The sequence below is a fragment of the Streptomyces hygroscopicus subsp. hygroscopicus genome, assembly GCF_030269125.1.
Lineage (GTDB): Bacteria > Actinomycetota > Actinomycetes > Streptomycetales > Streptomycetaceae > Streptomyces > Streptomyces hygroscopicus_C.
In genome coordinates, this window is the sequence record NZ_BSSM01000012.1 from 205,856 (window position 1) to 219,548 (window position 13,693).

Below are 13,693 nucleotides of genomic sequence, written 5' to 3' on the forward strand. Positions count from 1 at the left end.
CGCAACGCCCCGGGCCGGGGAGTGGCCGCGAGGGGCCGGGCCGACCCGCGCCACCTCGACGGAGGCTGTGGACGTAGGCTTGGCCGCATACCCCTTTCACTTCCGGAGCACCTTTTTCGTGAGCGAGCAGTCGCGGCGGGTTCGTAAGCCCGCCAAGCCCTATCGGCGTCCCAAGAAGGACCCCGTCCGCATCCTGGCCTTCGAGGCGTTGCGGGCGGTGGACGAGCGGGACGCCTACGCCAACCTCGTGCTGCCCCCGCTGCTGAGGAAGGCGCGGGAGAAGGACGACTTCGACGCGCGGGACGCCGCGCTCGCGACCGAGCTGGTGTACGGGACGCTGCGCCGCCAGGGCACCTACGACGCCGTGATCGCGGCCTGCGTCGACCGGCCGTTGCGCGAGGTCGATCCGCCGGTGCTGGACGTGCTCAGCCTGGGCGCGCACCAGTTGCTGGGGACGCGGATCCCGACGCACGCCGCCGTGTCCGCCACGGTGGAACTCGCCCGGGTCGTGCTCGGTGACGGGCGGGCCAAGTTCGTCAACGCGGTGCTGCGCAAGGTCGCGCAGGACGATCTCGACGGATGGATCGCCAAGGTCGCGCCGCCCTACGACGAGGACCCCGAGGACCATCTCGCCGTCGTGCACTCCCATCCCCGCTGGGTCGTCTCCGCGCTGTGGGACTCGCTGGGCGGCGGGCGCGCCGGCATCGAGGAACTGCTCGCGGCCGACAACGAGCGGCCCCGGGTCACGCTGGTCGCGCGGCCGGGCCGGGCCACCACCGAGGAACTGCTGCGCGAGGAGGCCGCGGAGGCCGGGCGCTGGTCGCCGTACGCCGTGCGGCTGGCCGAGGGCGGCGAGCCGGGCGCGGTCGAGGCGGTGCGCGAGGGCCGCGCCGGGGTGCAGGACGAGGGCAGCCAGCTGGTCGCCCTCGCGCTGGCCAACGCGCCCCTGGAGGGGCCGGACACCAAGTGGCTCGACGGCTGCGCGGGGCCCGGTGGGAAGGCGGCGCTGCTGGGGGCGCTCGCCGCCGAGCGGGGCGCCGTGCTCCTCGCCTCGGAGAAGCAGCCGCACCGGGCCGGTCTGGTGGCCAAGGCGCTGGCCGGCAACCCGGGGCCGTACCAGGTGATCGCGGCGGACGGTACGCGGCCGCCGTGGCGGCCCGGCAGTTTCGACCGGGTGCTGGTGGACGTGCCCTGCACCGGGCTCGGCGCGCTGCGGCGGCGGCCCGAGGCGCGCTGGCGCCGGCGTCCCGAGGACCTGGACAACTTCGCTCCTCTCCAGCGCGCCCTGCTGCGCACTGCGCTCGACTCGGTGCGCGTCGGCGGCGTGGTCGGCTATGCCACCTGCTCCCCGCACCTCGCCGAGACCAGGGCGGTCGTCGCCGATGTGCTCAAGCAGTACCCGGACGCCGAACTCCTCGACGCCCGGCCGCTGCTGCCCGGGGTCCCCGCGCTCGGCGAGGGCCCGGACATCCAGCTGTGGCCGCATGTCCACGGCACTGACGCGATGTACCTCGCGCTGATCCGCCGGACCGCCGGCTGACGGTCGCGAGGAACGGGTTGCGCGGTTCACATTTCACCGCGTGCGTCGGCTTCGTCGCCGTCGGTTATCCACAGGAACGGGCGGATCAACTGATGAACCGCGGATCAGTATGATGAACGGTCTCGCCTGTGGACGGGCGCGAACATCAGTGCCTCGGGCATGGCAGTCTTGGGGCATGGCCGTGCAGATCAACCCCAGCATCCTGTCCGCCGACTTCGCGCGCCTCGCGGAGGAGGCCAAGGCTGTCCAGGGCGCCGACTATCTCCATGTCGACGTCATGGACAACCACTTCGTCCCCAACCTCACGCTCGGCGTGCCGGTGGTGGAGTCCCTGGCGCGTGCGACGGACACCCCGCTGGACTGCCACCTGATGATCGAGGACCCTGACCGCTGGGCTCCTCAGTACGTGGAGGCGGGCGCCTCGTCCGTCACCTTCCACGTGGAGGCGGCCGCCGCCCCGGTCCGCCTCGCCCGCGAGATCCGCGCCAAGGGTGCGCGCGCCTCCATGGCGCTCAAGCCCGCGACGCCGATCGAGCCCTTCGAGGATCTGCTGCCGGAACTCGACATGCTCCTGATCATGACCGTCGAGCCGGGCTTCGGCGGCCAGGCCTTCCTCGACATCATGCTGCCGAAGATCCGCCGCACCCGTGAGCTGATCGCCAAGCACGGCCTCCAGCTCTGGCTCCAGGTCGACGGCGGCGTCTCGGTGTCCACGATCGAGCGGTGCGCCGAGGCGGGCGCCGACGTGTTCGTCGCCGGCTCGGCGGTCTACGGGGCGCAGGACCCGGCGGAGGCGGTGCGCGCCCTGCGCGCCCAGGCGGAGACGGCCACCGCCAAGGCGACCTGGGCATGCGACCACTGAGCCACGGCTATGTGAACGGTTGAGAGAACGGCGCCCATCAGGGCGGATCAGTTGCGCCGAATCTGCAAGGATGAACGGCGAATCCAGAGTGTGAACAGCAGTGAGGAGATCGCCGTGTCGGGTATGTCGGCGGGCCGGTCAGCCATGCGGATGGGACCCGCTGAGCTGGTCCAGGCGGCGGCCATGGCCCGCCGCTTCTACCTCGAGGGCAAGTCCAAGATCCAGATCGCGGAGGAGTTCGGCGTCAGCCGCTTCAAGGTGGCCCGGGTCCTGGAGACGGCTCTCGAACGGGATCTCGTACGCATCGAGATCCGTGTGCCGGCCGAGCTGGACGCCGAGCGCTCCGACGCGCTCCGCGCCCGCTACGGCCTGCGGCACGCCGTCGTGGTCGAGTCCCCGGCCGAGGCGGAGGAGACCCCCGACCCCGAGAACCTCGGCGAGGTCGCCGCGGACCTGCTCGGCGAGCTGGTCAACGAGGGGGACGTGCTCGGGCTCGCCTGGGGCCGGTCCACCATCCACATGGCCGCCGCGCTCGACCGGCTGCCGCCGTGCACCGTGGTGCAGCTGACGGGTGTGTACGACGCGGGTACCTCGGAGCGCGGTTCGGTCGAGGCCGTGCGCCGTGCCGCGCAGGTGTCGGGCGGCGACGCCCACCCGATCTACGCGCCGATGCTGCTGCCGGACGCGGCCACCGCGGCGGCGCTGCGCAGCCAGACCGGGATCGCCCGCGCCTTCGAGTACTTCGACAAGGTCACGGTCGCCTGCGTCTCCATCGGTTCCTGGGAGCCGGGCATCTCGACGGTCCACGACATGCTCAGCGACGAGGAGCGGGCGCACTACGCCTCGCTCGGCGTCGCCGCCGAGATGGCCGCGCACCTCTTCGACGCCGAGGGGCGCCGGATCGGGCGGGACCTCGGGGAGCGGTGCATCACCGTCAAGGCCGACCAGCTGCGCCGTATCCCGGAGGTCGTCGCGATCGCCGGTGGTCAGCGCAAGGCGGCCGCGATCGACGCGGTGCTGCGTTCCGGGCTGGTCACCAGCCTGGTCACGGACACCTCGGCCGCGGACTACCTGATGACGGCGGGCCAGACCCCGAAGCCCGCGCTGAGCCGCCAGGACCCTGACGGGCAGTGAGGGAGCCGGGGGCCGACGGCGCCTGGTGAGGGGGTGCGGTCACCGACGCGCCGGCCGGGTCCCGGTTCGTCCGTGGTCCCGCCGTCGCACCGCCGACGGCCACGCCACCCCGGTTCCCGGCCGGCCCCGGCACCGCTGACCGTCCCCTCGGCGTGCCGTGCTGTCGTCGATACGCGACCGTCGTGACAGCATCGTCCGCATGGTGTTGCGCTGCGTCCCCTCGATGTCCGGACGGCACCGGCCCCGGGCGCCCGGCCGGACCGTGCCCCGGCTTCTCGCGGGGCTGCTCGTCGTCCTCGCCGTCCTGCTCGCCGGCTGTGCCACGGGCACGACCACCGGTACGGGAACGCGTACCGGCTCGCCCACCGGCACCGGCACCGCCGCTCCCGGGTGGGCCAGGGGCATGGCGACCGTGCCGGAGTCGCGCTTGCCGGCGGAGGCCCGGCGGACGCTGGCCCTCATCGACCGGGGCGGGCCCTATCCCTATGCGCGGGACGGGATCGTCTTCGGCAACCTCGAGCGGCACCTGCCGAAGCACCCGCGCGGCTACTACCACGAGTACACCGTGAGGACACCGGGGTCGCGCGCGCGGGGCCCGGCGCATCATCACCGGACAGGGCGGGGAGTTCTACTACACCGATGATCACTACAACTCGTTCCGGGCGGTGCTGAGATGACCGAGGAACTCGGCGACCGCCTGGTCGTCACCCTGGACCTCACCGGCGTCACCGACAAGGCCGGCCTGATGGACGCCGTGGCGCGGGCCCTCGGCCTGCCCGGCTGGTTCGGCCGGAACTGGGACGCACTCCTCGACAGCCTCACCGACCTCTCCGTCTGGCCGCCCGCGGCGCGCGGGCACGGGCTGCTGCTCGTCGTCACCGGGTGGGAGCCGTACGCGGACGCCCGGCCCGAGGAGTGGCGGGTGGCCCGCGAGGTCTTCACCGAGGCGGGCGAGCGCACCGCCCCGCTCACCGTGGCCCTCGCGCTGGGATGAGCGTGTCCCGCCGCGCGGGCTCGGCGTGACGGCACGTCAACTCCGCTTGCGAAGAGGCTTCGGTGGGCTTCGCGGCGTCCTTCGCGGGTCCTCTCCCGTCGCGGCTCCCCTCCCGGGTGCGTGGCGTGCCCCTGTCGCCCGGGGTGCCGTGGGCGGGCAGCTCGGCGGGACGGCCGGATGATCGTGCCGGGGAGGTCGAACCGGCCCGCACGCCGTGTCCACGCACGGGGCGCATCGATGGACGAGTGGTTCGTCGCCGGGAGCAGCGGGACGGCAGGCGTACGTCCGCTCGCTTCCCGGGAACGGCGCGCGCCGCCCCGGGGTGATCGGTTTCGGCGGATCCTCCGAAGGCCGTCCGGACACCCTGGAGGTTCCGCCCGGGTACGCGCCGGGCCGGGCCATGGGAGAATGAAGTACGTGCTCTTTTCCCCCCGGCGCACCCGTCGGGGGGTCACCTCTGAACGACTGGGATGTGCAGCACGTGCGTTTCCTCAATGACATCCGGCCCACGTACGACCTGACGTACGACGACGTGTTCATGGTGCCGAGCCGCTCCGCCGTGGGCTCCCGGCAGGGCGTGGACCTCAGTTCGCCGGACGGCACGGGCACGACCATCCCGCTCGTCGTCGCCAACATGACCGCCATCGCCGGGCGCCGCATGGCCGAGACGATGGCCCGCCGCGGCGGCCTCGTGGTCATCCCCCAGGACATCCCGAGCGACGTCGTCACCGAGGTCGTCTCCTGGGTGAAGAGCCGCCACCTCGTGCTGGACACCCCGATCGTGCTGGCCGCGCACCAGACCGTCGCCGACGCCCTTGCCCTGCTGCCCAAGCGGGCGCACAACGCGGGCGTGGTCGTGGACGAGAACCAGCGGCCCATCGGCGTCGTCACCGACGAGGACCTCACCGGCGTCGACCGCTTCACCCAGCTCGAAGTGGTCATGTCCAAGGACCTGCTCCTGCTGGACGCGGACATCGACCCGCGCGAGGCCTTCCACACCCTCGACACGCACAACCGCCGCTACGCGCCCGCCGTCGACAAGGAGGGCCGGCTGGCCGGCATCCTCACCCGCAAGGGCGCCCTGCGCGCCACCCTGTACACCCCGGCCGTGGACGCGAACGGCAGGCTGCGCATCGCCGCCGCCGTCGGCATCAACGGCGACGTGGCGGGCAAGGCCAAGGAACTGCTCGACGCGGGCGTGGACACACTCGTCATCGACACCGCGCACGGCCACCAGGAGTCGATGATCAGCGCGATCAAGGTGGTGCGGGCACTCGACCCGCAGGTGCCCGTCGTCGCGGGCAACATCGTCTCCGCCGAGGGCGTCAAGGACCTGATCGACGCGGGCGCGGACATCGTCAAGGTCGGTGTCGGCCCCGGCGCCATGTGCACCACCCGCATGATGACCGGCGTGGGCCGCCCGCAGTTCTCCGCGGTGCTGGAGTGCGCCGCCGAGGCCAGGAAGTACGGCAAGCACGTGTGGGCCGACGGCGGCGTCCGCCACCCGCGCGACGTGGCCATGGCCCTCGCCGCGGGCGCCTCGAACGTGATGGTGGGCTCCTGGTTCGCCGGTACGTACGAGTCCCCGGGCGATCTCCAGCACGACGCGGACGGCCGCCCGTACAAGGAGTCGTTCGGCATGGCCTCGGCGCGCGCGGTGCGCAACCGTACGTCGGAGGAGTCGTCGTACGACCGTGCCCGCAAGGCGCTGTTCGAGGAGGGCATCTCCACCTCGCGGATGTTCCTCGACCCGGCCCGCCCGGGTGTGGAGGACCTGGTCGACTCGATCATCGCGGGGGTCCGTTCCTCCTGCACCTACGCCGGCGCCGGCTCGCTGGAGGAGTTCCACGAGCGGGCCATCGTCGGCGTCCAGAGCGCGGCCGGGTACGCCGAGGGCAAGCCGCTGCACGCCAGCTGGAACTGATCTCCGCGGCCCACGGCTCCCGCCGCCCCCGCGAAGGGAACGGCGGGGCCGTCGCCGCGTCAGCGGCCGCCGGGGGCTCGGCGCGCGCCCGATGCGCCGCGGGCCCGTGGAACCCGGTGCTCGGTGTCCGGCCGACGGCCGGGCTCGTGTTCTACTTCGGGTACGGCTTTCGCCGTTCCCGTCTCGCGACCGGTGACGACCCCGCGGTGGCGGCAGCGAAGTGAACGAACCGAAGAAGTAAGTGAACCACCCCCTGTGCTGAACGATCTCGACGAACGCATCGTGCACGCCCTCGCCGAGGACGCCCGCCGCTCCTACGCGGACATCGGACAACTGGTCGGACTGTCCGCACCCGCGGTGAAACGCCGCGTCGACCGGTTGCGGGCGACCGGAGCGATCACCGGATTCACCGTGCGGGTGGATCCCGCGGCGCTCGGCTGGGAGACCGAGGGGTACATCGAGATCTACTGCCGGCGCAACACGTCGCCGGAGACGATCCTGCGGGGGCTGGAGCGGTACCAGGAGGTGGTGGCCGCCTCGACGGTCACCGGGGAAGCCGATGCGATCGCGCAGGTCTTCGCCTCCGACATGCGGCATTTCGAACGGGTGCTGGAACGGATCGCGGGGGAGCCGTTCGTGGAGCGGACGAAGTCCGTGCTCGTCCTGTCGCCGCTGCTGCGGAGGTTCTCCTCGGGGGCGCCGGGATAGCGGCGGATTCCGGCGCGGGGGGTTCGGCGCGATGCCGGGGCGGCTGGGCCCGAGGCCGCGGGAGACCGCCACGGACCCGCGCCGGCATCCGGGGACACGGCCCGCGTCCTAGTCCGCCGCCTTCCGCGACAGCGCGTTGTTCCCGATCGAGTTGTGCACGCTGAAGGTCACCGCGTCCGGCCGGTAGCGGTCGTCCGACCACTCCACCGGGCGGCCCTCGCGCGTCGTCGTCACCCGGCGGACCCGCAGCAGCGGACTCGTGCGGCGCACGCCCAGCAGTTCCGCGTCCCGCGCACCGCAGGCGACCGCGTCGATGATGTGCTCGCCGTAGGCGAAGACGAGGCCGGTGTTGTCGAAGAGGCGCTGGGTGACGGAGGGACAGTCGGGTTCGATGGACTCGACGGCGGGGGAGATCCAGTCGGCGTACACCGTGCGTTCGAGCAGGACGGGCTCGCCGTCCAGTCCGCGCAGTCGCAGAACATGCAACACCGGTGCGCGCAGGGGGACCTGGAGGCGGACGGCATCCTCGTGGGTGGCCGGGCGGTACGACTGTGCCACCACGTGGCCGGTGGCCTCGCGGCCCATCGCGCGCGCCCACTGGGCGAAGCTGCGCAGCTCCTCGAAGCTCTGGCTGCGGCGGCTCGCGAGGACGACGCGGCGGGCGCCCTGGCGGGAGCCGATCAGCCCCTCCGCGGTGAGCGCCGCGACGGCCTGGCGGACGGTGCCGCGCGAGACGCCGTAGTGGGCGGCCAGCTCCGACTCCGAGGGCAGTCGGCTGCCGACCGTGTACTGCTCGCGGTCGATCGCGCGCCGCAGCTCGTCGGCGATCTCCTCGTGTCGCGCCGTCATGCTTCCCCTCTGCTCAGGCCGCTGTGCACAGCGTGACCAGCCTAGTCGACGTCCCGGTGTGATCCGGGCGAGCCGTAACTGTGCAGGGAATCAGCGGCTGGAGTTCCCTCCGCGTTTACGGACAGGACATCGCGGGCGGGCGTACTGGGGCCGACTTGTTCAGACAAGTTTGTCTAGCGAGTCTCAAGACCCTCGTAGCACCTCACCCCCGTGCTTCCCCTGGAGAGACCGTGAAGTTGTCCCTGCCGAGAAACGCCGTGCTCGGCGGTTCCCTCGCCGTCGTCGCCGCGCTCGCGCTGAGCGCCTGCGGCGCCGCCCCCGACAACGCGTCGACCACGACCAAGGACGGCAAGAGCGCCGCCACCGCCGCCTCCGCGGCCGACTTCGGCGGCATGGACGCCCTCGTCAAGGCGGCCAAGAAGGAAGGCTCGCTGCACATCATCGCGGTGCCCCGCGACTGGGCCAACTACGGCGCGATCATCGACGCCTTCCAGAAGAAGTACGGCATCAAGATCCAGGACGAGAGCCCCGACGGCTCCAGCCAGGACGAGATCAACGCCGTCACCTCCCGCAAGGGCCAGGACCGCTCCCCCGACGTCCTCGACCTCGGCAGTTCCTTCGCCCTCAGCGCCGCCCAGCAGGGACTGCTCGCGCCCTACAAGGTGGCCTCCTTCGCCGACATCCCGGCCGGCCAGAAGGACCCGCAGGCGCGGTGGTACAACGACTACGGCGGCTACATCTCCATCGGGTGCGACGCCAAGCGCGTCAAGGTGTGCCCGACCACCTTCAAGGACCTGCTCAAGCCCCAGTACAAGGGCCAGGTCGCGCTCAACGGCAACCCCACCAAGTCCGGTTCGGCCTTCGGCGGCGTCTACGCGGCGGCGCTCGCGGGCGGCGGCTCCTTCGACGACATCCAGCCCGGCCTGGACTTCTTCGCCAAGCTGAAGAAGAACGGCAACTACACGCCGGTCGAGTCCACCCCGGCCACCGTGGAGAAGGGCGAGACCCCGATCTCCATCGACTGGGACTACCTGAACGCCGGTTACGCCGACGAGTTCAGGACCAAGGGCCTCGACTGGAAGGTCACCGTCCCCAGCGACGGCCAGTACGCCCAGTACTACTCCCAGGCCATCACCAAGGACGCCCCGCACCCCGCGGCCGCCCGGCTGTGGCAGGAGTTCCTGTACAGCACCGAGGGCCAGAACCTGTGGCTCAAGGGCTACGCGCGCCCGGCCCTGATGACCGCCATGCAGTCGGCGGGCACGCTCGACACCTCGGCCGCCGCCAAGCTGCCCAAGGTCACCGGCGCGCCGTCGTTCCCGACCGAGGCCCAGCAGAGCAAGGCCAAGACGGTCATCGCCCAGGGCTGGGGGAAGGCCGTCTCCGGATGACCACCGCCCTCCCGCATACGGACGTGGCGCCCGTCGCTTCTGCGAAGCGGCGGCGCCGCGCCCCGGGCTGGCTCGCCGTGCTGCCGCTGCTGGTCTTCACCGCCGTCGCCTTCGGCCTGCCCGCGATCGCCATCCTCGACGGCGCCTTCACCGCCAAGGACGCCACCACCGGCGCCACCTCCTACACCGGCGCCAACCTGACGGCCTCGCTGCACGGCGCGTACCTCACCGCCCTGCTCGGCAGCGTCAAGCTGTCCGCGATCTCCGCCGTTCTCGGCGCGCTGCTCGGGCTGCCGCTCGCACAGGCCGTGGCCGGTTCGCGTTCCCGCGCGCTGCGCGAGGCCGTGCTGACCGCCTCCGGCGTGCTCGCCAACTTCGGCGGTGTCCCGCTGGCCTTCGCCTTCGTCGCCACCCTCGGCAACGCGGGCGTGCTCACCATGCACCTCGGCCTGAAGGACAGCGGCTGGAACCTGTACAGCTTCTGGGGCCTGGTCCTCGTGTACCTGTACTTCCTCATCCCGCTGATGGTCCTCACCATCACCCCCGCCCTCGACGGCCTGCGGGCCCAGTGGCGGGAGGCCGCGCTGAACAACGGCGCCACCGGGGCGCAGTACTGGCGGCACGTGGCCCTGCCCGTGCTCGCGCCCTCCCTGCTCGGTGGTTTCGTCCTGCTGTTCGGCAGCGCCTTCGCCGCCTACGCCACCGCCGCCGCCATGGTCGGCAGCGCGGTTCCGCTGGTCACCCTCCAGATCGCCGACGCGCTGTCCGGCAACGTCCTGGTCGGGCAGGAGAACGTCGCCCTCGCCCTCAGCCTCGACATGGTCCTGGTGGCCGGACTGGTGATGGCCGTGTACCTGCCCCTGCAACGCCGGAGCGCCCGATGGCTCGACGCCTGACCCCCTGGCGGTGGGCCGTCCTCGGCCTCGCCGCCCTGTACTTCCTGGTGCCGCTCGCCGCCTCCGTGGTCTTCACGGTGGACGATCCGGACGGGATCAGCTTCGACGCCTACACCAGGATCCTGTCCACCGGCGGCTTCGTCTCCAGCCTCGTGCTGTCGCTGGAGCTGGCCCTGGCCACCATCGTGGTCGTGCTGCTGCTGATGGTGCCCGCCGTGGTGGCGCTCCGGCTCGGCGCGCCCCGGCTGCGCCCGGTGGTCGAGGTGGTCTGCTCGCTGCCGCTGGTGGTGCCGCCGATCGCGTTCGTCGCCGGCATCGTCACCGTCCTGAAGTGGGGGCCGGACCACCTGTCCCGGACCCCGCTGTTCCAGACCTTCGTGGCGATCCAGAACCCGGGCTTCCCCGTCGTGCTGGTCCTCGCCTACGTCGTGATGGCGCTGCCCTTCGTGTACCGGGCGCTGGACGCGGGCCTGCGCGCCATGGACGTGCGCACCCTGGTGGAGGCCGCCCGCAGCTGCGGCGCCAACGGACCGCAGGCGCTGGTGCGGGCCGTCCTGCCCAATCTGCGCGGGGCGCTGCTGAACGCGGCCTTCCTCACACTGGCGCTGGTCCTCGGCGAGTTCACCGTCGCCCAGCTGCTGGGCTACCAGCCCTTCGCGGTGTGGATCTACAACGTCGGCGGCGACCAGGCCCAGATGTCCGTCGCCGTGTCCGTGCTCAGCCTGCTCGTCACCTGGGCCCTGCTCCTCGCGCTCGCCGGCGTCGGCGGCGGACGCAACCGAACCGCTCCTTCCCGGGGATGAGAACACACCATGACCGCGACCACACTTGAGAAGGCCGCCACCGAGCAGGCCGCGACCGTCGAGTTCCGGGGACTGCGCCGCGAGTTCGGTGCCACCGTCGCCCTCGACGGGCTCGACCTGACCGTCCGGCCGGGCGAGTTCCTGGCCCTGCTCGGCCCCTCCGGCTGCGGCAAGACCACCGCCCTGCGCATGCTCGCCGGATTCGAACACCCCGACTCGGGCGCGGTGCTGGTGGACGGCCGGGACATCACCCGGGTGCCGGCCCACCGTCGCGACGCCGGGATGGTCTTCCAGTCGTACAGCCTCTTCCCGCATCTCGACGCCGTCGACAACGTGGCCTTCGGACTGCGCATGCGGGGCGTCCGAAGCGCCGAACGGCGAGGCAGGGCCGCCGAGTTGCTGGAGCTGGTCGGCCTCGGCGACAAGGGGAAGCGCTTCCCGCACCAGTTGTCCGGCGGCCAGCAGCAGCGCATCGCGCTCGCCCGCGCCCTCGCCCTGCGCCCCCGCGTCCTGCTGCTCGACGAACCGCTGTCCGCCCTGGACGCCAAGGTGCGGCTGAGCCTGCGCGAGGAGATCCGCCGACTCCAGCAGGAACTCGGCATCACCACCCTGTTCGTCACCCACGACCAGGAGGAGGCCCTCTCGATCGCCGACCGGGTCGCCGTGATGCGCGCCGGACGGCTCGAACAGTGCGCCGAGCCCGCCGAGTTGTACGGCCGACCCGCCACCGCCTTCGTCGCCGAGTTCGTCGGCACCATGAGCCGGATCGCGGGCACGCTGAAGGACGGCACGGTCGAGGTGCTCGGACAGCGGCTGCCCGCCGACGGCGAGGCGGCGGACGGCGAGGTGGACGTCCTGGTGCGGCCCGAGAACCTGCGGGTACGGGCCGACGCGCACGGCGGCGCCCAGGTCGTCGCCACCGCCTTCCTCGGCGCGGTCGTCCGGCTCACCGTCCGGCTCGCCGACGGCACCGAGGCCAAGGCCGACCTGCCCGCGCACGAGGCCGCGGGTCTCGGCGCCGGAGCCGCCGTCTCCGTCTCGCTGCCCGAGCGCCCCGTACTCGTGGCCACCCGTACCCGGAACTGAGGACTGACACCCACGTGACCACCCCCCACACCTCTCAACTCCCGCTCCAGGCAGTCCTGTTCGACATGGACGGCACGCTCGTGGACACCGAGCACCTGTGGTGGGAGGCGGTCGAGGCGGTCGCCGGGCGGCCGCTGAACGACGCCGACCAGCCGGACGTCCTCGGCCGTCCGGTGGAGCACACCGCGGCCTGGCTCGCCGCCGCCACGGGGCGGCCGGTCGCGGATCTCGCCGCCGGTCTCCACCGCGAGTTCGCCGACCGGGTCCGCACCCGGACCGAGCCCCGCCCCGGCGCCCTCGCCCTGCTGGACGAACTGGCCGCCGAGGGCGTCCCCACCGCGCTGGTCACCGCGTCCCCGCGCGCGGTCGCCGACGTGGTCCTCCGGGCCCTGGGCGCCCACCGGTTCGCGGTCTCCGTGACCGCCGACGACACCGCCCGCACCAAGCCCGAGCCCGACCCCTACCTCGCCGCCTGCCGCGCCCTCGGCGTCGACCCGGCCGCCTGCGTGGCCGTCGAGGACACCGAGACCGGCGTGGCCTCCGCCGAGGCCGCCGGGTGCGCCGTGCTCGCCGTGCCGTCCCTCGCCCCGATCGGCGCGGCGCCCGGCCGCACCGTGCGGGGCAGCCTGGCCGGGGTCACCGTGCGGGAGCTGAGCGGCATGGTCACGCCCGCGCTGACCGTCATGAGCTGGAACCTGTGGCTCGGCGGCGCGAAGATCGACGACCACCGCGCCAAGCAGGTCAAGGTGATCCTGGACAGCGGCGCCGACGTCGTCGGGCTCCAGGAGACCGCGGGCACCGCCGCCCGGGAACTGGCCGAGGCGCTCGGCTGGTACCACCACCGGGCCGGCGAGAACCTCGGCGTCATCAGCCGCCACCCGATCACCGCCCGCTTCGGCGACCCGGACGTCGGCTTCTACGGCGCCGCGGGCGTCCGCGTCCAGGTCGCCCCGGGCCGCGCGGTCGACGTGTGGACCGCGCATCTGCACTACACGCCGTACGGGCCCTACGAGCACGCCTTCGACGGGCTGCCCGCGGCCGAACTGATCGCCCACGAGGAACTGCGCCTGACCCAGATGCGCGACGCGCTGGACCGGATCGCGCGGGCGTCCGAGGAAGGCGTCCCGGTCGTCCTCACCGGCGACTTCAACTGCCCCTCCCACCTGGACTGGCCCGACGTGGCCTGGCCGGTGACGCGGGCCGCCGAGGAGGCCGGGCTCACCGACTCCTACCGCGCGGCCCACCCGGACCCCGTCGCCGAGCCCGGACACACCTGGTCGCCGGTCCACCCGGTGCACGAGGACGGTGGCGGACGGCCCGAACCGCAGGACCGGATCGACTACGTCCTGCACCGGGGCCTGATCGTGCGAGGCGCGCGGACCGTGGTCACCGGGGAGGTGCGCCCCTGGCCGGACGTGGCCGAAAACGAATGGCCCTCCGACCATGCGGCGGTGCTCACCACCTTTGTGTTTCCTATGAGCTGACCTGGGGTTACCGCCGGTCACC

At 72.6% G+C, this 13,693-nt stretch carries 12 protein-coding genes and 1 pseudogene; 12 read left to right on the forward strand and 1 reads right to left on the reverse strand.

What is annotated here, in order from left to right:
• Positions 1-118 precede the first annotated feature (118 nt).
• The 7 genes and pseudogenes from QSK45_RS25800 (at position 119) to QSK45_RS25830 (ending at position 7,162) form a co-directional block, all read left to right on the forward strand.
• A complete protein-coding gene (locus QSK45_RS25800; protein WP_285560883.1) occupies positions 119-1,540 on the forward strand; it encodes an RsmB/NOP family class I SAM-dependent RNA methyltransferase in 1,422 nt (473 codons plus the stop codon).
• A 175-nt stretch (positions 1,541-1,715) separates the two neighbouring features.
• Positions 1,716-2,402 carry a ribulose-phosphate 3-epimerase gene (rpe, locus tag QSK45_RS25805; protein WP_285560885.1) on the forward strand — a complete coding sequence of 229 codons (687 nt, stop codon included), beginning with the start codon at positions 1,716-1,718 and terminating at the stop codon, positions 2,400-2,402.
• Between the two features lie 90 nt (positions 2,403-2,492).
• Positions 2,493-3,536 carry a sugar-binding transcriptional regulator gene (locus tag QSK45_RS25810; protein ID WP_285560886.1) on the forward strand — a complete coding sequence of 348 codons (1,044 nt, stop codon included), beginning with the start codon at positions 2,493-2,495 and terminating at the stop codon, positions 3,534-3,536.
• 199 nt (positions 3,537-3,735) lie between these two features.
• Positions 3,736-4,213: pseudogene (locus tag QSK45_RS25815) on the forward strand (guanyl-specific ribonuclease).
• The gene (locus QSK45_RS25820; RefSeq protein WP_285560888.1) at positions 4,210-4,530 is read left to right on the forward strand and encodes a barstar family protein; all 321 of its coding nucleotides are present in this window, start codon (positions 4,210-4,212) and stop codon (positions 4,528-4,530) included. Before QSK45_RS25815 ends, QSK45_RS25820 begins: the two are co-directional and overlap by 4 nt.
• Before the next feature lie 481 nt (positions 4,531-5,011).
• Entirely contained in the window at positions 5,012-6,454 is a 1,443-nt protein-coding gene (locus QSK45_RS25825; protein ID WP_285560890.1) for a GuaB1 family IMP dehydrogenase-related protein, read from the forward strand.
• 255 nt (positions 6,455-6,709) lie between these two features.
• Positions 6,710-7,162 (forward strand): Lrp/AsnC family transcriptional regulator, encoded by a 453-nt coding sequence (locus QSK45_RS25830; RefSeq protein ID WP_037650980.1) that lies wholly within the window; start codon positions 6,710-6,712, stop codon positions 7,160-7,162.
• A gap of 108 nt (positions 7,163-7,270) precedes the next feature.
• Here QSK45_RS25830 and QSK45_RS25835 read toward each other — a convergent pair whose 3' ends face one another.
• Positions 7,271-8,011 carry a GntR family transcriptional regulator gene (locus QSK45_RS25835; RefSeq protein WP_285560893.1) on the reverse strand — a complete coding sequence of 247 codons (741 nt, stop codon included), beginning with the start codon at positions 8,009-8,011 and terminating at the stop codon, positions 7,271-7,273.
• 230 nt (positions 8,012-8,241) lie between these two features.
• Here QSK45_RS25835 and QSK45_RS25840 point away from each other — a divergent pair, with 230 nt between their 5' ends.
• Genes QSK45_RS25840 through QSK45_RS25860 form a run of 5 tightly spaced genes read left to right on the forward strand, consistent with a single transcriptional unit; the run spans position 8,242 to position 13,671 of the window.
• Positions 8,242-9,402 carry an ABC transporter substrate-binding protein gene (locus tag QSK45_RS25840; protein ID WP_285560894.1) on the forward strand — a complete coding sequence of 387 codons (1,161 nt, stop codon included), beginning with the start codon at positions 8,242-8,244 and terminating at the stop codon, positions 9,400-9,402.
• Positions 9,399-10,298 (forward strand): ABC transporter permease, encoded by a 900-nt coding sequence (locus QSK45_RS25845; protein WP_285560896.1) that lies wholly within the window; start codon positions 9,399-9,401, stop codon positions 10,296-10,298. Before QSK45_RS25840 ends, QSK45_RS25845 begins: the two co-directional genes overlap by 4 nt.
• Positions 10,283-11,101: an ABC transporter permease gene (locus QSK45_RS25850; RefSeq protein ID WP_285560898.1), complete on the forward strand. Its 819-nt coding sequence runs from the start codon at positions 10,283-10,285 to the stop codon at positions 11,099-11,101. The genes QSK45_RS25845 and QSK45_RS25850 overlap by 16 nt, the downstream gene beginning before the upstream one ends.
• A gap of 9 nt (positions 11,102-11,110) precedes the next feature.
• A complete protein-coding gene (locus tag QSK45_RS25855; RefSeq protein WP_285560900.1) occupies positions 11,111-12,187 on the forward strand; it encodes an ABC transporter ATP-binding protein in 1,077 nt (358 codons plus the stop codon).
• Between the two features lie 14 nt (positions 12,188-12,201).
• The gene (locus QSK45_RS25860; RefSeq protein ID WP_285560902.1) at positions 12,202-13,671 is read left to right on the forward strand and encodes an HAD-IA family hydrolase; all 1,470 of its coding nucleotides are present in this window, start codon (positions 12,202-12,204) and stop codon (positions 13,669-13,671) included.
• The last annotated feature ends 22 nt before the right edge of the window (positions 13,672-13,693 follow it).